Raw genomic sequence first — 18,995 nt, forward strand, 5'->3', positions numbered from 1 at the left:
CCCGCAGACGGAGCGCCCGCGCGCTCCGCGCGGGTGTCGGAGGACCCCGGTATCGTGAGGGCCGTGACCGCCGACATCCCCACGCCCTACGAAGATCTCCTGCGCGACGTCCTCGCCTCGGGCGTGCACAAGTCCGATCGCACCGGCACCGGCACCACGAGCGTGTTCGGTCGACAGATCCGATTCGACCTCGCTCAGGGGTTCCCGCTCGTGACGACCAAGCGCGTCCACATGAAGTCGATCGTCTACGAACTACTGTGGTTCCTCCGCGGCGAGTCGAACGTCGGGTGGCTGCAGGACAACGGAGTGACCATCTGGGACGAGTGGGCGGATGCCGCCGGTGAGCTCGGCCCCGTCTACGGCGTCCAGTGGCGGTCGTGGCCGACCGCCGACGGCGGCGAGATCGATCAGATCTCCCAGGTGGTCGAGCAGATCCGTCGCGATCCCGACTCGCGTCGCCTGATCGTGTCGGCGTGGAACCCCGCCGACATCCCCGACATGGCGCTCGCCCCGTGCCACGCGCTGTTCCAGTTCTACGTCGCCGACGGCAAGCTCTCCTGCCAGCTCTATCAGCGCAGCGCGGACATGTTCCTGGGTGTTCCGTTCAACATCGCCTCGTACGCGCTGCTCACGCTCATGATCGCCCAGCAGACGGGATTGGAGCCGGGCGAGTTCGTCTGGACCGGCGGCGACTGCCACGTCTACGACAACCACCGTGAGCAGGTGCAGGAACAGCTCTCGCGTGATCCGTACCCCTACCCGACGCTCCGGTTCGCCCGGAAGCCCGACTCGATCTTCGACTACGCATACGACGACATCGTGGTCGAGGACTACCGGCACCACCCCGCGATCCGGGCGGCCGTCGCGGTATGAGCAGGCTCGGGCTCGTCTGGGCGCAGGCGCACGGCGGTGTCATCGGCGCCGCGGGTGAGATGCCCTGGCACGTGCCGGAGGACCTGGCCCACTTCCGCGCCGTGACGGGGGAGTCCGACGTCATCATGGGGCGCCGCACGTGGGAGTCGCTCCCGCCGCGATTCCGTCCCCTTCCCGGTCGGCGGAACATCGTCGTCTCGCGCTCGGTCGACTGGGCGGACGAGGGTGCCGAGCGCGTGGATTCGCTGGATGCCGCGCGCGCGCTGTCCACGACACCCGAGGTGTGGGTGATCGGCGGCGGACAACTGTACGCCGAGGCCATCGGGAAGGCGGACGTCCTCGAGGTCACGCAGCTCGACCTGGAGGTCGACGGCGACACGTTCGCGCCGCCTCTTTCCGGATGGGCCCGGACGTCCGCCGACCCCGACGACGGCTGGCACGTCTCGCGCACCGGCATCCGGTATCGCTTCGAGACCTATGTCCCGGCGGACCGCCCATGACACGCACCGCGCTCATCACCGGCGCCAGCTCCGGCCTCGGCGCCGAATTCGCGCGTCAGCTCGCCGTCCGCGGCGCGGACGTCGTCCTCGTCGCGCGCGACCGCGAGGCGCTCGCCGCGGTGGCCGACGGCATCCGCGCGGTCTCCCGCAGCCGGGTCGAGATGCTTCCCGCCGATCTGCTCGACGACGATGACCGCGCGGCGGTCGAAGCGCGTCTCGCCGTCGGCGTCGACGTCCTCGTCAACAACGCCGGATTCGGTCTCGACCTGGCGTTCGAAAAGAACGACATCGCCGACGAGGTGCGGCACCTCCGGCTGCACGTCGAGGTCGCGATGCGTCTCACGCACGCGGCTCTGCCCGCGATGCTCGACCGTGGCGGCGGCAGGATCATCAACGTCGCCTCGGTGGCAGGGTTCGTTCCACGCGGCACCTACGGCGCCGTGAAGGGGTGGCTGATCTCCTTCAGTCGCTGGGCGAACGTGGTCTACGGTCCGCGGGGAGTGACCGTCACGGCGGTGTGCCCGGGCTTCGTGCACACCAACTTCCACGAGCGACTCGGACTCCCGCCCGGGGAGGAGGGAGTGCCGAACCGGATGTGGCTCGACGCCGGCACCGTCGTGCGCGAGGGGCTGCGTGACGCCGCCCGTGGCCGCTCGGTGTCCATCCCGTCGCTGCGCTACAAGGCGATCGTCGCCGTATCCCGCCTGCTCCCCGACGGTGTGGTCGTGCGCGCGGCGTCGCGGGGCCGCTGACTCAGCGGAACCGACCCGAACGGATGCCGGCGAAAGCCAGCGCCGCGATCGTCTCCCCGTCCGTGATCCCGCCGTCGGCGATGAGCCCCAGCACCTCCGCGAAGGGCACCCACCGCACGGCCTCGATGCCCTCCTCGCGCTGCGTGGACGTGGCATCCGCGATTCGGAGATCCCGCGCGAGGTAGACGTGTTCGGGCGCCTCGGCGATGCCGTTGAGAGCGTTCATGCGGCCCAGGCGCTCCCAGGTCGCGGCGGTCACCCCGGTCTCCTCGAGCAGCTCGCGCTGGGCGGCGACGAGCGGGTCCTCGCCGTCGCTGCCACCGGCGGGGACCTCCAGGGAGCGGCCCGTCGTGTACCGCTCGAGCTCGACGAGGCAGACGCGGTCGTCGTCGTCCAGGGCGACGACGAAGACCGCGGGCTGCTGCATCCGGACGACGCCGTAGATCCCCTCGCCGTCGGGGCCCGTGACTTCGTCCTCCCGCACCCGGATCCAGCGGTTCTCGTACACGGTGCGGGTGGAGCGGGTCGTCCAGGCCATGCGGTCAGCCTAGGCCGACCTCGCGCCCCGACCCGACCCGCGTCGGACGATGTTCATCCACCGGGGCCGCAGGACCGGGGGGAGAGCGGATCGAACCGATAACCTGAGAGCATGACGCACTCCGGCAACCCCTTCGGTCAGGTGCTCGTCGCGCTCGTCACCCCGATGACGGCCGACGGCGAGGTCGATTGGCCCGCGGTCGAGAAGCACATCGACGACGTCGTCAGCGCCGGCGCGGACGGCGTCGTCGTCACGGGCACCACCGGCGAGACGTCGACGCTCACCGACCCGGAGAAGCTCCGCCTCGTCGAGGTCGGCAAAGACGTGGCGGCCGGCCGCGCGAAGATCATCACCGGCGGCGGCTCGAACGAGACCGCCCACGCGATCGAGCTGTACAAGGCCAGCGAGAAGGCCGGCGCCGACGGCATCATGATCGTCACGCCCTACTACAACAAGCCCACCCAGGCCGGCATCCTGACGCACTTCCGGCTCGTCGCCGATGCGACGGACCTTCCGGTGATCCTCTACGACATCCCCGGTCGCACGGGCGTCGAGATCAAGTACGAGACGATCCTGCGCCTCGCGAAGCACCCGAACATCCTCGCCGTGAAGGACGCCAAGGGCGACTTCAGCGAGGTCAGCCGCGTGCTGAACCAGACCGACCTCCTGTACTTCTCCGGCGACGACGCTAATGTCCTGCCGCACCTGTCGATCGGAGCCTCGGGGCTCATCGGTGTGACCGCCAACATCGCCGCCGCCCCGTATCGGACGATCGTGGATGCCGTGAACCGCGGCGACCTCGCCACGGCCACCGCCGAGCACAAGCGCCTCGAACCGCTCGTCCGCGCGGTGATGACGCACGTGCCGGGGACGGTCGCGGCGAAATACATCCTGCACGGCCTAGGCCGCATCGGCAGCCCCCGCGTCCGCCTGCCCCTGGTGGGTCCGGAGGAGTGGGAGGCCGCGACGATCGAGGACGAGCTCGCGCTGGTCCGCGACGTGCCCGGCGCCGACTTCTCCAACTTCCGTCCCGACCGCAACGCCGCGGCCGGCGGTGCCCTGCCCAAGGTGCACGGCACCACGAGATAAGCATCGGCGTCCGCCGAACCGCGGCCAGGGACGCCACACGAAGGGATGCCGCAGGGCGGCGTCCGAGGAGGCACCATATGCCCACGACCGTTTACGATCCCCCCACTCTCGCTCCGGGAACCCTGCGCGTGGTTCCGCTCGGCGGCCTCGGCGAGGTCGGTCGCAACATGACCGTGTTCGAGTTCGAGGGGAAGCTCCTCATCGTCGACTGCGGCGTGCTGTTCCCCGAGGAGCACCAGCCGGGCGTCGACCTGATCCTGCCGGACTTCGAGCCGATCCGGCACCGCCTCGACGACATCGTCGGCGTCGTGCTGACGCACGGGCACGAAGACCACATCGGGGCCGTCCCGTACCTCCTCAAGCTCAAGAACGATATCCCTCTCATCGGGTCCGGCCTGACGCTCGCCCTCATCGAGGCGAAGCTCAAGGAGCACCGCATCCGGCCGTACACGCTCACGGTGAAGGAGGGGCAGCGCGAGCAGGTGGGTCCCTTCGACCTCGAGTTCGTCGCGGTGAACCACTCGATCCCGGATGCCCTGGCCGTGGCGATCCGCACGCCCGCCGGTCTCGTGCTGGCCACCGGCGACTTCAAGATGGATCAGCTGCCCCTCGACGGTCGGATCACCGACCTCCGCGCATTCGCGCGCCTGGGCGAGGAGGGCGTCGACCTCTTCCTCGTCGACTCGACGAACGCCGACGTCCCCGGCTTCACGCCGACCGAGCGCGCGATCGGCCCGGTCCTGGACCAGGTGATCGCCCGTGCCCCCCGTCGCGTCGTCGTCGCGAGCTTCTCGAGCCACGTGCACCGGGTGCAGCAGGTTCTGGACGCCGCGCACGCCAACGGACGCCGGGTCGCGCTCCTCGGGCGCAGCATGGTGCGCAACATGGGCATCGCCGCCGACCTCGGCTATCTGAACGTCCCGGACGGCGTGCTGATCGACTACAAGAAGGCGCGCGACCTGCCCGACGACAAGATCGTCTACATGTCGACGGGTTCGCAGGGCGAGCCGATGGCCGTGCTCAGCCGCATGGCGAACCTCGACCACGCGATCGAGCCCGGCGAGGGTGACACCGTGATCCTGGCATCCAGCCTCATCCCCGGGAACGAGAACGCCGTCTACCGCGTCATCGACGGGCTCACGAAGCTCGGCGCGACCGTCGTGCACAAGGGCAACGCGAAGGTGCACGTCTCGGGTCACGCGGCGGCGGGCGAGCTGCTCTACTGCTACAACATCCTGAAGCCCAAGAACGTGCTGCCCGTCCACGGCGAGTTCCGTCACCTGATGGCCAACGCGAAGCTGGCGCAGGAGACGGGGATCCCCGCCGACCGGACCATCCTGGGCGAGAACGGCACGGTGGTCGATCTCCGCGACGGCCGCGCCGAGGTGGTGGGTCAGCTGGACATCGGTTTCGTCTACGTCGACGGTTCGTCGGTGGGCGAGATCACGGATGCCGATCTGAAGGACCGCCGCATCCTGGGTGAGGAGGGATTCATCTCGGTGATCGTGGTCGTCGACCGCCAGACCGGCAAGATCATCTCCGGTCCCGAGGTGCATGCCCGCGGGTTCGCGGAGGATGCCGCGGTGTTCGAGAGCGTCAAGCCGAAGATCGCCGCCGCTCTGGCCGAGGCGGCCCAGTCGGGTGTGCGCGACACGCACGCGCTGTCGCAGGTGGTGCGTCGCACGATCGGTCGCTGGGTGAACCAGTCGCTCCGTCGACGCCCCATGATCGTGCCCCTCGTCATCGAGGCATGACCCACGGTCCCGCTCTCCCTCCGCCGGGGGAGCGGGCCGCACGGACGCGTCGCGCGGATCGGTATCATGCGGGCATGCCCGCCATCCCGATCCGCGCGGCGCTCCCGTCCGACGGCGCCTTCCTCGCCGACATGACGGTGGAGGCCGCGAACTGGCGCGCCGGCAGCGTCCGGCCGCGTCATGAGGTGCTCAGCAGCCCCGACCATCAGCGGTACGTCGCGGGATGGCAGCGACCGGGCGACGCGGGTTTCGTGGCCGAATCGCCCGCGGGCGAGGCGATCGGCGCGGCCTGGTACCGCATGCTGCCGCGCAGCGAGCCCGGATTCGGCTGGGTCGGCACCGGCGTCCCCGAGCTCATCATCGGCGTGCGTCCGGTGTGGCGGGCCCACGGAGTCGGTCGGGCTCTCCTGCAGCGTCTCGTCGCCCACGCCCGGGATCAGGGCTATTCGCGCATCAGTCTCAGCGTGGAGCGCGACAATTTCGCCCGCACGTTCTACCGCACCGAGGGCTTCGCGGTCACCCGAGCGGGGCAGGGACGCGACGTGATGGTGAAGACGCTGCGCTGAACCGCGGTATCGGTCCGGTCTCGAACCCCGCGTCGGTCCCTGCGAATGTCGGGAGCTCGGCCTACCGTGGAGGAATGCCCCGCAGTACGTCCACGTCCGGCGGTCGCGCCCCCGCCAAGGGACAGGCGCGACCGAAAGCGTCGGCGCCCGCGCCCAAGCGCTACGTCGACGAGCCCGACAGGCCGCCCGTCGCCGTCCGCGCCTGGACCGCGCTGGCGCACGGGGTCGGCGGCATGTTCCGCGTCTTCGGCCCCGAGACCCTCGAACGCGACCAGCGTCGCGACGGTTTCCCGTTCCTCCTCGTCCTCCTCGCCGTCCTCGGTGCGGTGGTCGAGTGGTTCTTCATCGGCACCGAGGTCGCCGCGGCGATCAGTGCCTACAGCTTCGGCGGACTCATCGGCCGTGTGGCCTTCGTGTTCCCGGTGCTGTTGCTGCTCCTGGCGGGGTGGTTGTTCCGGCATCCGTCGTCCGTGCACGACAACGGGCGGATCGGCATCGGCTTCGCGCTCTTCGTCATCTCGATGGCCGGGTTCTGCCACGTCGCCGGCGGGCGCCCGGCGCCGAGCGCGGGGCTGCCCACTCTCAGTCTCGCGGGCGGTCTCGCCGGCTGGCTGAGCGGCGAGCCGCTCGCGTTCGTGCTCAAGGACGTCGGTGCGTACATCGCGCTGTCGCTCCTGACCGTCCTCAGTGTTCTGATCCTCACGAAGACCCCGCCGAACCGCATCGTCCAGCGCCTCGGCGACCTGTACGCCTGGATGTTCGGCACCGAGCGCGTCGAGAAGGATGCGACGACGGCCGTCCTGCCGGTGGATGCCGAAGACGACGCGCCCGGCGAGAAGTCGCTGCCCTGGTGGCGGAGGAACAAGTCCGGCCGGGAAGAGGACGTCGACGGCGACCTCGGCTCCGACGACCTGACGACGCTGCTCTCACCCGGTACCCCCCAGGGGGGATTCGAGTCCGCTTTCGTCGCACCCTCGGCTCCCGCGGCCCCGCCCGCGCGCCCGCCCATGCCCCCCGCACCCGACGCGCTCACCGAGATCATCGACCCGGGCGCCCTGGCCGGCGTCACCACCGGGCGCGGGCTCCACGACGACTCACCGACCGTCGACGAACCCGATGACGACCTCCCCGGCATCTCCGGCCTCGGCGGTGACAACGCGGGGCTCCCGCCGTCCGCGAACTACCGGCTGCCGTCGGTCGCCGCCCTCGCCGCGGGGACTCCGCCCAAGGCGCGCTCCGCCGCGAACGACGCGGTCGTCGCCGCCATCGAGAGCGTCATGGAGCAGTTCAAGGTCGACGCGCGCGTCACAGGGTTCTCCCGCGGTCCGACCGTGACCCAGTACGAGATCGAGGTCGGGCCGGGCGTCAAGGTCGAGCGGATCACCGCGCTGACCAACAACATCGCCTACGCCGTCGCCTCCAACGAGGTGCGCATCCTCGCGCCGATCCCCGGCAAGAGCGCGATCGGCGTCGAGATCCCCAACGCCGACCGCGAGATCGTGACGCTCGGAGACATCCTCCGCTCGGATGCCGCGACCACTTCGACCCACCCGATGACGATCGGTGTCGGCAAGGACGTGGGCGGCGGCTTCGTGGTCGCGAACCTCGCGAAGATGCCTCACCTCCTCGTCGCGGGGTCCACGGGCTCCGGCAAGTCGAGCTTCGTCAACTCGATGATCACGAGCCTCCTCATGCGGGCGAAGCCGTCCGAGGTGCGGATGGTCCTCATCGACCCGAAGCGCGTCGAGCTCACGTCCTACGCCGGCGTGCCGCACCTCATCACGCCCATCATCACCAACCCCAAGAAGGCCGCCGAGGCGCTGCAGTGGGTCGTGAAAGAGATGGACATGCGGTACGACGATCTCGCGTCGTTCGGCTTCCGTCACATCGACGACTTCAACCGAGCGGTCGTCGCCGGCGAGATCCAGCTCCCGGCGGGTAGCGAGCGGGTGCTGAAGCCCTACCCGTACCTGCTGGTCGTCGTCGATGAGCTCGCCGACCTCATGATGGTCGCCCCGCGCGACGTCGAGGACTCGATCGTCCGCATCACGCAGCTGGCCCGCGCCAGCGGCATCCACCTCGTCCTCGCCACCCAGCGCCCCTCCGTCGACGTCGTCACGGGCCTCATCAAGGCCAACGTGCCCTCGCGTCTGGCGTTCGCGGTGACGAGCGTCACCGACTCGCGCGTCATCCTCGACCAGCCGGGCGCCGACCGTCTCATCGGTCAGGGCGACGGTCTGTTCCTGCCCATGGGCGCGTCCAAGGCTCTGCGCGTGCAGGGTGCGTGGGTGAGCGAACAGGAGATCGAGCGGGTCGTGGCCCACGTGACGCAGCAGGCGCGTCCCGAGTACCGTTCCGATGTGCAGGCGGCGGCCGAGAAGAAGGAGATCGACGCCGACATCGGCGACGATCTGGAGCTGCTCCTCGCCGCCGCAGAGCTGGTGGTCTCGACCCAGTTCGGGTCGACCTCGATGCTGCAGCGCAAGCTCCGCGTCGGCTTCGCGAAGGCCGGGCGCCTCATGGACCTCCTCGAGTCGCGCGAGATCGTCGGGCCGTCGGAGGGTTCCAAGGCCCGCGACGTCCTCGTCACGAACGAGCAGCTTCCGGCCGTCCTCGCCCGCCTGCGCGGCGAGGATCCGCCCGCCGGTGGCGACGACGACCGCTACGGTCCGGATGCCGTCGAGGCACAGTTCGGCGGTCTTCCCGTCGTCGGTGACGACGAGGACTCCGAAGACGCCTGGCAACTGACGGGGCGCGACTGATGGCCGTGCACCCGCAGCTTCCCAACGCGATCACGATCGCGCGGATCCTGTGTGCGCCGGTCTTCCTGTGGCTGCTGCTCGCGGACGCGGGCGCCGGGGGAGGGCTGCGTTGGGCTGCGGGCATCGTCTTCATCGTGGCGATCGCCACGGACGGCATCGATGGGTACATCGCGCGCCGGTTCGACATCGTCAGCGACCTCGGGAAGCTCCTCGATCCGATCGCTGACAAGGCGCTCACCGGCGTCGCGTTCGTCGGGTTGTCGATCCTCGGCGAGCTGGACTGGTGGGTGACGATCGTCGTGCTGGTCCGCGAGATCGGGATCACCGTCTACCGCTTCATGGTCGTCAGCGACCACGTGCTCGCCGCCGCCTGGATGGGAAAGCTCAAGACCGTGGCACAAGCCGTCGCGCTCTCGATCGCGCTCCTGCCGCTGGCATCCCTGTCGGATGCCGCCGTCTGGCAGTCGACCGTGTGGTGGGCCGGAGTGGTGACGATGACCATCGCGGTTGTCCTCACCATCGCGTCGGGCATCGACTACGTCGTCTCGGAGGTTCGCGGGGCGCGCGCACGGCGAGGCGGCCGATGATCGACGGCGTGCCCGACGACCTCGACGAGACCGTCGTGCGCGACCCGCGCGAGAGCGCGGCCGTGCTCCTCGAGCGTCTCGTCGAACTCGGCTGGACGGTCGCCGTCGCCGAGTCGCTCACCGGTGGCATGGTCGTCTCGTCGCTCGTCGACATCCCGGGTGCGTCCCGCGCCGTCCGGGGCGGCGTCGTGGCCTACGCGACCGATCTGAAGCAGAACGTGCTCGGCGTCGATCCGGCGCTCCTGGAGGCGCACGGCGCCGTACATCCGCGCGTCGCCCGTCAGATGGCGCGGGGCGTCCGCGACGTGCTCGGACACGACGGCATCCCGGCCGACGTCGGTATCGCCACCACCGGGGTCGCCGGTCCGGACCCGCAGGACGGACAACCGGTCGGGACGGTGCACATCGCCGTCTCGACGCCCCTCGGGACGCGCGTGGACTCCCTCGTGCTGGCGGGCGACCGGGACCGCATCCGCCGGGAGGCGACGCACATCGCCATCCGTCGCGCCCTCGCCGCGCTGTGAGCTATGCCGCTCGTGCCGAGGGGAACAAATGATGACACATCCGAGTTGTTCCCAGCGATTCCCATCCAGTGCCCAGCGCGCGGCATTAGGGTGACCTGAAATGGTGTTGTACCGTTGTCCACCCGGGCAGCGGAGGAATCGGTAGTGAGGAGGGGTTCACATGATCCTGGTCCGTCAAGAGATCGGCGAGGTCCTGCGTGAGCTCCGCCAGCAGAAGGGTCGTACCCTTCGTCAGGTCGCCAGCCGCGCGAGTGTGGCTCTCGGTTACCTGAGCGAGGTCGAGCGCGGCCAGAAGGAAGCGTCCAGCGAGATCCTCGCCTCGGTCGCCGAGGCCCTCGACGTGCCGATCTCCACCATCATGCGCGAGGTCGGTGACCGCCTGTCGGTCCTCGAAGGTCTGCAGAGCTTCCCCGACGTCGTTCCCGACGACCTGGTGGCAGCGGTCGAGCCCGAGCTCTCCCTGCACTGATCCCGCGGAATGCGACGTAGCGAATTCGATCGCGCGGTCGCCGACGAATTCGGCGCGCGCGGGGGTTCCCTGATGACCGACCTCGTGCTGACGTCCGTGGGCGGACGCACGAGTGCGGACGCCCTCGCCGCCGGCGTCGACCCGCGCGACGTGTGGCTCGCGCTGTGCGAGGAGACGGACGTCCCTGCCGAGCGGCGGTACGGCGTCGGTCGTCTCGACCCACGGCGCCGGTGATCGCGCCCCGGGACTGACGAGCCCCGTCCGGGACGGCGCCCGCCCTCGCCGATGACCGGTGCGTCTTCGGGTGTCGCGACGCGCCGCACGGCGTGTCATCGAATCTTCGTTCGATTTCGGCGTAGGCTCCTGCACATCGGAGTTTCGGACGTTCTCGTCCACAGAAGCCGGGTTTTCCTCCGCCGATGTCGGAGGCCCTCCCTAACGTGATCGATGTCGAACGACACTCTGAACGCCTTGTCGGGCATCCCCTCCGTCGGAGGGGAGCGCGACAGCCTATAGGCGACGGATCGCGAGAAGAAAGAAGACGTCATGCCCTCACCCGCAGAGCGCGAGAAGGCCCTCGAATCGGCCCTCGCCCAGATCGACCGGCAGTTCGGAAAGGGCTCGGTCATGCGACTGGGCAGCGACGACCGTGCCCCGATCGAGACCATCCCCACCGGCTCCGTCGCCCTCGACGTGGCCCTCGGCATCGGCGGTCTTCCCCGCGGTCGCATCATCGAGATCTACGGCCCGGAGTCCTCGGGTAAGACCACGCTGACCCTCCACGCCATCGCCAACGCGCAGCGCGCGGGCGGTATCGCGGCGTTCATCGACGCCGAGCACGCGCTCGATCCCGAGTACGCGAAGAAGCTCGGGGTCGACATCGACGCCCTCCTCGTCTCGCAGCCCGACACGGGTGAGCAGGCGCTCGAGATCGCCGACATGCTGATCCGTTCCGGCGCCATCGACCTCGTGGTCATCGACTCCGTGGCGGCGCTCGTCCCCGAAGCCGAGATCAAGGGTGAGATGGGCGACTCGCACGTGGGTCTGCAGGCTCGCCTGATGTCGCAGGCCCTGCGAAAGCTCACCGGTGGGTTGAACACCACCAAGACGACCGCGATCTTCATCAACCAGCTGCGCGAGAAGATCGGCGTGTTCTTCGGCTCGCCCGAGACCACCGCCGGAGGTAAGGCGCTGAAGTTCTACGCGTCGGTCCGTCTCGACATCCGTCGAATCGAGACCCTCAAGGACGGTACCGAGGCGGTCGGTAACCGCACTCGCGTCAAGGTCGTCAAGAACAAGATGGCGCCGCCCTTCAAGCAGGCCGAGTTCGACATCCTCTACGGCGTGGGCATCTCGCGCGAGGGAAGCCTGATCGACTTCGGTGTCGAGCACGGCATCGTGAAGAAGTCGGGTGCCTGGTACACCTACGACGGCGAGCAGCTGGGGCAGGGCAAAGAGAACGCCCGCAACTTCCTGATCAAGAACGCCGACGTCGCGGCCGAGATCGAGTCGAAGATCAAGGGCAAGCTCGGTATCGGCGCTCCGGCCGCGACCGCCGCTCCGGCCGCAGACGAGCTGGCCGCCCGCCGTCCCGCCTGATGACAGACGACGCCCGTCGCCCGGGTCGCGTCTCCGCCGGAGCGGAGCGCGACGCGGGCGGCCGCGCGGTCGGTGACGACCTCGCGCCGGTCATCCCTCTCTTCGGTTCGCGTGCTCCCGCTCCCGAGACGTCGCGCGACCGTGCGGCCACGTCGACGTCCCCCCGGGACGAGGCGACGGGCTGGTCTCGCCCGGGCGCCGCGTTCGACGATCCCGTCGACGCGGAATCGCCCGATGAGATCCGCGATCGCGCCGAGGCGGTTCTCCTGCGCAAGCTCCGCGGGCATTCCCTGTCACTGGCGGAAGCCCGCACGGCTCTGGGCGGGATCGACGGTGTCGATGACTCCGTGATCGAGGACGTCGTGACGAAGTTCGTCGACCTCGGTTACCTCGACGACGAGGCGTTCGCCGAGCAGCTCGCGATGTCGGCGATCGAGCGCCGAGGGCAGGGCCGTCGTGCGGTCGCGCAGACGCTCCGCAAACGCGGGATCTCGCGCGAAGTCGCGGATGCCGCGATCGCCGAGCTGCCCGACGACGACGCGGAACGCGCGCTGGAGTTCGCCCGTTCGAAGGCCCGCAACGTCGGCGGCAAGGACTACGACGCCAGCCTCCGTCGGCTCGCCGGACAACTCGCCAGGCGAGGGTACTCGTCGTCGATCTCCCTCGAGGCTGCGCGTCAGGCTCTGGCAGAAGCGGGCATCCGGCGTGCCCCGTTCTCACGACCGGCCGCGTCGGCCGCCGTCCGGTTCACCCCGGACGACTGACATCCGGCACCCGCCGCGCCCTCCGTTCTGACCGTGTCCGGCCGGCGACCGGCGCTTAGAATGGCACGCATCATGACGACCCCCGTATCGACACCGACGCTCATCGCGCCCTCCGCGGCCGCTCACACGGCCGACGGTCGCGCGCGCACCTACGAGGTGCGGACCTTCGGTTGTCAGATGAACGTCCACGATTCCGAGCGTCTGTCCGGCTCGCTCGAGAGCGCCGGCTACGTCCGAGCCGAAGCCGGTGCCGACGCCGACGTCGTCGTGATCAACACGTGCGCCGTCCGCGACAACGCCGCCGGCAAGCTGTACGGCACCCTCGGCCACCTCAAGTCGCGGAAGGACTCCCACGACGGCATGCAGATCGCCGTCGGAGGCTGCCTCGCGCAGATGGACAAGGACGCCGTGCAGCAGAAGGCGCCGTGGGTCGACGTCGTCTTCGGCACGCACAACATGGGGTCCCTTCCCGGCATGCTCGAGCGGGCGCGCCACAACGGCGAGGCCGAACTCGAGATCCTCGAGTCGCTCGAGATCTTCCCTTCGACGCTCCCCACCAAACGCGACTCGGTGCACAGCGGCTGGGTGTCGATCTCCGTGGGGTGCAACAACACCTGCACGTTCTGCATCGTCCCGAGCCTCCGCGGAAAAGAGAAGGACCGTCGTCCCGGCGACATCCTGAACGAGATCCGCCTCCTCGTCGACGACGGGGCGATCGAGGTCACGCTGCTCGGGCAGAACGTCAACTCCTACGGCGTCGAGTTCGGTGACCGGCTCGCCTTCGGCAAGCTTCTGCGCGCGGCCGGCGAGATCGACGGTCTCGAGCGCATCCGCTTTACCAGCCCGCACCCGGCGGCGTTCACGGACGACGTGATCGCCGCGATGGCCGAGACCCCGTCGGTCATGCCGCAACTGCACATGCCGCTGCAGTCGGGGTCGGACCGGATCCTCAAGGCCATGCGCCGGTCGTACCGCAGCGAACGGTTCCTCGGCATCCTCGAGCGTGTCCGCGACCAGATCCCTCACGCCGCGATCACGACCGACATCATCGTCGGTTTCCCGGGCGAGACGGATGCCGACTTCGAAGAGACCATGCGGGTGGTCGAGGCCTCCCGCTTCGCGAGCGCCTTCACCTTCCAGTACTCGATCCGCGAGGGCACTCCCGCCGCGACGATGGACGATCAGGTTCCGAAGGCGGTCGTCCAGGAGCGCTACGAGCGTCTCATCGCGCTGCAGGAGCGGATCTCCCTAGAAGAGAACCAGAACCAGGTCGGGCGCGTGCTCGAAGTGCTGGTGTCGACCGGCGAAGGCAAGAAGGACGCGGCGACGCGGCGCCTCACGGGCCGCGCGGAAGACAATCGTCTCGTGCACTTCGAGGTGCCCGAGGGTTCGACGCTCCCGCGTCCGGGTGATGTCGTCTCCGTGGAGGTCACGCGAGCCGCGCCGTTCTACCTCGTCGCCGATGCGGTGACCGGCGGGCCGCTGCGTGTCCGCCGCACGCGGGCGGGCGACGCCTGGGACCGCGCGCAGGCGGAGTCGTGCGGCGTTCCGGCACCTGGTGCCGACGCGGGCGCCCCGCGCGCCGTGTCACTGGGCCTTCCGAGTCTGCGTATCGGCGTGTGACCACCGACGACGCGCCGCGGTTGTGGGCGATCGTCGGCGCGACCGGGACGGGGAAGACCGGGCTCTCGCTCGATCTGGCCCACGCCCTCCACGCGCGTGGACGCGCGGTGGAGATCGTGAACGCCGACGCCATGCAGCTGTACCGCGGCATGGACATCGGCACCGCGAAGCTGCCGGCGACGGAGAGGCGCGGGATCCCGCACCACCTTTTCGACGCTCTCGCCGTCACCGACGAAGCGGCGGTGGCCTGGTATCAGCCGACGGCTCGCGAGACGATCACGGGCGTGTTCTCGCGCGGCGCGGATGCGATCCTCGTGGGTGGTTCGGGGCTGTACGTCTCCAGCGTGCTGTGGGACTTCCGTTTCCCACCGCGGGATTCCGCCGTCCGTGCGGAGCTGGAGGCCAAGCTCGAGAGCGAGGGCCCCGGCGTCCTCTTCGCACGCCTGCGGGCCATGGACCCCGCCGCAGCCGAACGCATCGATCCGCGCAACGGACGACGGGTCGTCCGCGCGCTGGAGGTGCTGGCGCTGGGCGAGGACACCCATGGCGGCGCCCTTCCCGCCGAGCCCGACCTCTGGCATCCGCGGACGACGATCCTCGCGACGGAGATCGAGCGCGAGACGCTCGTGGGCCTCCTCGACGCGCGGGTCGAGGCCATGTGGGAGCAGGGGCTGCTCGACGAGGTGTCCGCGCTGCGAGCCGAGGGGATCGAGCGAGGTGCCACCGCGGCGCGCGCGATCGGGTACGCGCAGGCGCTGACCCATCTCCGCGGCGGGATGACCCGCGCGGAGGCGATCGCCGAGACGCAGGCGCTCACGCGCCGCTACGCGCGGCGCCAGGTGTCGTGGTTCCGTCGCTATGCCGACGCCCGCCGCCTCGATGTCCGGACCGCTCGCGCCGACGCGCTCGTCGACGAGGTGCGGGGAGACGAGGTGCGGGGAGACGAGGTGTGGGGATGAGTGCAGAGATCCGCGCGTTCCGGGCGGCGGACGAAGAGGCGGTCGTGGCGTTGTGGGAGGAGGCCGGGCTCACCCGACCGTGGAACGATCCGCGCGCCGACATCCGGCGGAAGCTCAGCGTCCAGCCCGAGCTGTTCCTCGTGGCCGCCGATGGCGACACGGTGGTCGGCAGCGTCATGGCCGGATACGACGGTCACCGCGGATGGCTGTACTACCTGGCCTCGGCGTCATCGCACCGGGGGCGGGGGATCGGTCGCGCCCTCGTGGCCGAGGCCGAGCGGCTCCTGGAAGCGATGGGATGCCCGAAGGTCCAGCTGATGGTGCGACCGGACAACACCGGTGCGCGCGGGTTCTACGACGCGCTGGGGTACGTCCCGTTCGAGACGTGGGCCACGGGGCGTCGCCTCATCGTCGACGGACCTGGCGGTCCCGCCTGACGACGCCCACGGCGCCCGCATAGCGGCCATCCCTAGACTGGATGCCATGGCGACTCTCGCGTTCACCAAGGGCCACGGCACCGGCAACGACTTCGTGATCGTGTCGGACCCGGATGGCGAGCTCGACCTCTCCGACGACCAGGTCGCGATCCTGTGCGACCGTCACTTCGGCATCGGAGCCGACGGACTGCTTCGCGTCGTCCGGTCCGTGGCGATCGACGAGGGGGCGGACGCGGCCGCGTCGGGTGCGGAGTGGTTCATGGACTACCGCAATGCGGACGGCTCGAAGGCGGAGATGTGCGGCAACGGTACGCGGGTGTTCGCCCGCTACCTGACCGATACGGGACTCGCCGACATCGCCGGTGGGCTGCGCATCGGCACGCGCGCGGGCGTGAAGACCCTGACCCGCAGCGACCGCGGCTTCGAAGTCGACCTGGGGGAGTTCCTGATCGAGCCCGGCGAGGTGCTCGTACGCGCGAAGGGCCTGCCCGTCGCGCGGCCCGGCGTCGGTGTCGACGTCGGCAACCCGCATGTCGTCGTGGCGCTCTCCTCGGACTCCGAGCTCGACAGCGCGGAACTGGCGTATCAACCGGTGCTGGACCCGGCGCCCCGGCACGGGGCGAACGTCGAGTTCGTCGTTCCGGCCGACCCGCTCGTGCGCGACGGCGTGGGTGCTATCAGCATGCGCGTGTTCGAGCGCGGCGTCGGCGAGACGCTGAGCTGCGGCACGGGTGTCGCAGCCGCCGCCCTCGCCGTGCGGCACTGGGCCGGATCCGCGGCGCCCGATGCGTGGGTCGTCGAGACGCGAGGCGGAACTCTGGGCGTGCGCGTGGCCGACGGTCACGTGTACCTCTCGGGCCCGGCATCCCTCGTCTTCACCGGAGAGGTCGCTCTGGCCTGAACCGGCGGTGCGCGCCGGCGGAACGCGTCAGAGCGCGTCGGCGATGACGTCGACGGGTTCGCTCGGAGGCGAGCCGTGACGACGGACCCGCAGCACCCGGTACCCGCGTCCGGTGGCGGCACGGTGGACCGAGAATCCGCTCGCGAACGTCGCCGCCAGCCACCGCTGGAGCGAATCGGAACCGAGGTTGCGCTGGACCACGAACCACCCGTCGGACCGCTCCGCGAGGCGCGGGATCCAGTGCTCCAGCATGCCGTGGAGTTCGTTCTTTCCCACCCGGATGGGCGGGTTCGAGCGGATCGTGCGGAACGCGATCCCGTCGGGAACATCCTCGGGACGAACGGCGTTGACATTGGTGAGGCCGAGGCGCTCCGCGTTCTGCCTCACGAGGTCGAGAGCCCGCTCGTTGACGTCGACGGCCCAGACCGTCGCGTGAGGGGCGTCCAGGGCGAGGCTCAGCGTGATCGGACCCCAGCCGCTTCCCAGGTCGAGGAAGTTCCCACCGGCGGGCGGGGCCGGCGTGTTGGCCAGGAGTACCGAGGTTCCGGCATCCAGACGGTCCGGACTGAAGACGCCGCCCGCGGTCACGACTTCGAGCTCACGCCCGGCGAGGGTGACACGGAGGCGGCGGAACTGCTCGGGACTCGACGGCGACGCGCTGAAATAGTGGTCGCTCCCCATGCCAAGGAAGCGTAGCGGACCGGAGCCCTCGACGTGGGGGCGACTAAAGTGCGAGGATGCCGCGGCACCGCTCGCGGACGAAAGGAACACATGACCGAACAGACCACACCCCCGAGCATCGACGAGTCGCCGGTCGACCCGGTCGACCGTGTGCTTTCGCGCGCCGACGCGCATCGCGGGGTCCGGGTCTTCGGCGCAGCGCAGGCCCTGCAGGACTCCGCCACCGCCTACGGCGGATCCGCCGACGGCGACCAGTGGGATCGTGAGGAGCGCGCGGCGCTCCGACGCGTCCCGGGCCTATCGACCGAGCTGGAAGACGTCACCGAGGTCGAGTACCGGCAGCTGCGCCTCGAGAACGTCGTTCTCGTCGGCGTGCACCCGCAGGGCGAGCAGGCGGATGCCGAGAACTCGCTGCGCGAGCTGGCCGCCCTGGCCGAGACGGCGGGCGCGGTCGTGCTGGACGGCGTGCTGCAGCGCCGCCCGCATCCTGACCCCGCGACGTACGTGGGGCGCGGCAAGGCCCAGGAGCTGCGCGACATCGTCGCGGCGGTGGGTGCGGACACGGTCATCGCCGACACCGAACTCGCCCCGAGCCAGCGGCGCGCCCTCGAGGACGTGGTGAAGGTCAAGGTCATCGACCGCACGACCGTGATCCTCGACATCTTCAGCCAGCACGCCAAGAGCCGCGAGGGCAAGGCGCAGGTCGAACTCGCGCAGCTCGAGTACCTGCTTCCGCGCCTCCGCGGTTGGGGTGACTCGATGTCGCGTCAGGCCGGTGGACAGGTCGGTGCCGGCGGCGCCGGTATGGGCTCGCGCGGTCCCGGTGAGACCAAGATCGAGCTCGACCGGCGACGTATCCGCACCAAGATGGCGCTGCTGCGCAAGCAGCTGCGGGACTTCGCGCCCGCCCGCGCGGCGAAGCGCGCCGAGCGCAAGCGTCACACGATCCCCTCCGTCGCGATCGCCGGATACACCAACGCCGGCAAGTCGAGCCTGCTGAACCGCCTCACGAGCGCCGGCGTGCTGGTCGAGAACGCCCTGTTCGCGACGCTGGATGCCACCGTCCGCCGTTCCGAGACCACGGACGGCCGTGTCTACACGCTGACCGACACGGTCGGTTTCGTCCGGAACCTCCCGCACCAGCTCGTCGAGGCGTTCCGTTCGACCCTGGAAGAGGTCGGCGACGCCGATGTCATCCTGCACGTCGTGGATGCGTCGCACCCGGATCCGGCGGCGCAGCTCTCGACGGTTCGGGACGTGATGGGCGACGTGGACGCCGACTTCGGGCACGAGATCGTCGTGTTCAACAAGGCCGACCTCGTGAGCCCGGACGATCGCCTCGTCCTGCGCGGTCTCGCCCCGTCCGCGCTGTTCGTGTCGTCCCGAACCGGTGAGGGCATCGACGAGCTCCGCGCCGCGATCGAGGACGCTTTGCCGCTCCCCGCGGTCGAGGTGCGCGCGGTCGTGCCGTACGACCGCGGCGACCTCGTGTCGGCGGTCCACGAGACCGGCCTGATCCTGGCGCAGGAGCACCGCGAGCAGGGAACCTTCCTTCACGCGCACGTCGGTGCGCGTCTCGCGGCCGAGCTCGCTCCCTACGTCGCCTGATCGAATCCC

The 18,995-nt window shown here is 70.0% G+C and carries 20 protein-coding genes; 18 read left to right on the plus strand and 2 right to left on the minus strand.

Annotated elements, in window-relative coordinates:
* The first annotated feature begins 63 nt into the window (after positions 1 to 63).
* The 3 genes from P8R59_RS12040 to P8R59_RS12050 are packed head-to-tail and all read left to right on the plus strand — an operon-like array spanning position 64 to position 2,125.
* A complete protein-coding gene (locus P8R59_RS12040) occupies positions 64 to 873 on the plus strand; it encodes a thymidylate synthase (RefSeq protein ID WP_278101264.1) in 810 nt (269 codons plus the stop codon).
* Positions 870 to 1,373 (plus strand): dihydrofolate reductase, encoded by a 504-nt coding sequence (locus P8R59_RS12045; protein WP_278101265.1) that lies wholly within the window; start codon positions 870 to 872, stop codon positions 1,371 to 1,373. The genes P8R59_RS12040 and P8R59_RS12045 overlap by 4 nt, the downstream gene beginning before the upstream one ends.
* Positions 1,370 to 2,125: an SDR family NAD(P)-dependent oxidoreductase gene (locus tag P8R59_RS12050; protein ID WP_278101266.1), complete on the plus strand. Its 756-nt coding sequence runs from the start codon at positions 1,370 to 1,372 to the stop codon at positions 2,123 to 2,125. Before P8R59_RS12045 ends, P8R59_RS12050 begins: the two co-directional genes overlap by 4 nt.
* A 1-nt stretch (position 2,126) precedes the next feature.
* Here the strand turns inward: P8R59_RS12050 and P8R59_RS12055 are convergent, their stop codons facing one another.
* A complete protein-coding gene (locus P8R59_RS12055; protein ID WP_278101267.1) occupies positions 2,127 to 2,663 on the minus strand; it encodes an NUDIX domain-containing protein in 537 nt (178 codons plus the stop codon).
* Between the two features lie 111 nt (positions 2,664 to 2,774).
* On the opposite strand from P8R59_RS12055, the gene dapA reads away from it, so the two are divergent.
* From dapA to dapF, 14 genes are all read left to right on the plus strand, one after another.
* Positions 2,775 to 3,752 carry a 4-hydroxy-tetrahydrodipicolinate synthase gene (gene dapA / locus P8R59_RS12060; RefSeq protein WP_077050175.1) on the plus strand — a complete coding sequence of 326 codons (978 nt, stop codon included), beginning with the start codon at positions 2,775 to 2,777 and terminating at the stop codon, positions 3,750 to 3,752.
* Between the two features lie 77 nt (positions 3,753 to 3,829).
* Positions 3,830 to 5,506: a ribonuclease J gene (locus tag P8R59_RS12065; RefSeq protein ID WP_077050174.1), complete on the plus strand. Its 1,677-nt coding sequence runs from the start codon at positions 3,830 to 3,832 to the stop codon at positions 5,504 to 5,506.
* A 74-nt stretch (positions 5,507 to 5,580) separates the two neighbouring features.
* Positions 5,581 to 6,072, plus strand: a complete 492-nt coding sequence (locus tag P8R59_RS12070; RefSeq protein WP_077050173.1) for a GNAT family N-acetyltransferase — start codon at positions 5,581 to 5,583, stop codon at positions 6,070 to 6,072.
* Between the two features lie 74 nt (positions 6,073 to 6,146).
* Positions 6,147 to 8,834: a DNA translocase FtsK gene (locus P8R59_RS12075; protein WP_278101268.1), complete on the plus strand. Its 2,688-nt coding sequence runs from the start codon at positions 6,147 to 6,149 to the stop codon at positions 8,832 to 8,834.
* Positions 8,834 to 9,421, plus strand: a complete 588-nt coding sequence (pgsA, locus tag P8R59_RS12080) for a CDP-diacylglycerol--glycerol-3-phosphate 3-phosphatidyltransferase (RefSeq protein ID WP_278101269.1) — start codon at positions 8,834 to 8,836, stop codon at positions 9,419 to 9,421. Before P8R59_RS12075 ends, pgsA begins: the two co-directional genes overlap by 1 nt.
* Positions 9,418 to 9,945, plus strand: a complete 528-nt coding sequence (locus tag P8R59_RS12085) for a CinA family protein (protein ID WP_278101270.1) — start codon at positions 9,418 to 9,420, stop codon at positions 9,943 to 9,945. The genes pgsA and P8R59_RS12085 overlap by 4 nt, the downstream gene beginning before the upstream one ends.
* 160 nt (positions 9,946 to 10,105) lie before the next feature.
* Positions 10,106 to 10,414, plus strand: a complete 309-nt coding sequence (locus P8R59_RS12090; protein WP_076490831.1) for a helix-turn-helix domain-containing protein — start codon at positions 10,106 to 10,108, stop codon at positions 10,412 to 10,414.
* 9 nt (positions 10,415 to 10,423) lie between these two features.
* Complete coding sequence (locus tag P8R59_RS12095) at positions 10,424 to 10,648, plus strand: DUF3046 domain-containing protein (RefSeq protein WP_077050169.1); 225 nt, start codon at positions 10,424 to 10,426, stop codon at positions 10,646 to 10,648.
* A gap of 312 nt (positions 10,649 to 10,960) precedes the next feature.
* Positions 10,961 to 12,013, plus strand: coding sequence for a recombinase RecA (gene recA, locus P8R59_RS12100; RefSeq protein ID WP_278101271.1), 1,053 nt, complete (start codon positions 10,961 to 10,963; stop codon positions 12,011 to 12,013).
* Entirely contained in the window at positions 12,013 to 12,777 is a 765-nt protein-coding gene (locus tag P8R59_RS12105; RefSeq protein WP_278101272.1) for a regulatory protein RecX, read from the plus strand. The genes recA and P8R59_RS12105 overlap by 1 nt, the downstream gene beginning before the upstream one ends.
* A 72-nt stretch (positions 12,778 to 12,849) precedes the next feature.
* Positions 12,850 to 14,400, plus strand: coding sequence for a tRNA (N6-isopentenyl adenosine(37)-C2)-methylthiotransferase MiaB (gene miaB, locus P8R59_RS12110; RefSeq protein WP_278101273.1), 1,551 nt, complete (start codon positions 12,850 to 12,852; stop codon positions 14,398 to 14,400).
* Positions 14,397 to 15,359, plus strand: a complete 963-nt coding sequence (gene miaA / locus P8R59_RS12115) for a tRNA (adenosine(37)-N6)-dimethylallyltransferase MiaA (protein ID WP_278101274.1) — start codon at positions 14,397 to 14,399, stop codon at positions 15,357 to 15,359. The genes miaB and miaA overlap by 4 nt, the downstream gene beginning before the upstream one ends.
* A complete protein-coding gene (locus P8R59_RS12120) occupies positions 15,356 to 15,796 on the plus strand; it encodes a GNAT family acetyltransferase (protein ID WP_278101275.1) in 441 nt (146 codons plus the stop codon). Before miaA ends, P8R59_RS12120 begins: the two co-directional genes overlap by 4 nt.
* Positions 15,797 to 15,842: 46 nt before the next feature.
* The gene (dapF, locus tag P8R59_RS12125; protein WP_278101276.1) at positions 15,843 to 16,697 is read left to right on the plus strand and encodes a diaminopimelate epimerase; all 855 of its coding nucleotides are present in this window, start codon (positions 15,843 to 15,845) and stop codon (positions 16,695 to 16,697) included.
* A gap of 27 nt (positions 16,698 to 16,724) precedes the next feature.
* Here the strand turns inward: dapF and P8R59_RS12130 are convergent, their stop codons facing one another.
* Positions 16,725 to 17,378, minus strand: a complete 654-nt coding sequence (locus P8R59_RS12130) for a class I SAM-dependent methyltransferase (RefSeq protein ID WP_278101277.1) — start codon at positions 17,376 to 17,378, stop codon at positions 16,725 to 16,727.
* Between the two features lie 90 nt (positions 17,379 to 17,468).
* Between P8R59_RS12130 and hflX the strand changes: the two genes are divergently transcribed.
* Positions 17,469 to 18,986 carry a GTPase HflX gene (gene hflX, locus P8R59_RS12135; protein WP_278101278.1) on the plus strand — a complete coding sequence of 506 codons (1,518 nt, stop codon included), beginning with the start codon at positions 17,469 to 17,471 and terminating at the stop codon, positions 18,984 to 18,986.
* Positions 18,987 to 18,995 lie beyond the last annotated feature (9 nt).

Origin of the sequence: Microbacterium proteolyticum (assembly GCF_029639405.1) — a bacterium.
In the GTDB taxonomy this organism is placed as follows: Bacteria; Actinomycetota; Actinomycetes; order Actinomycetales; family Microbacteriaceae; genus Microbacterium.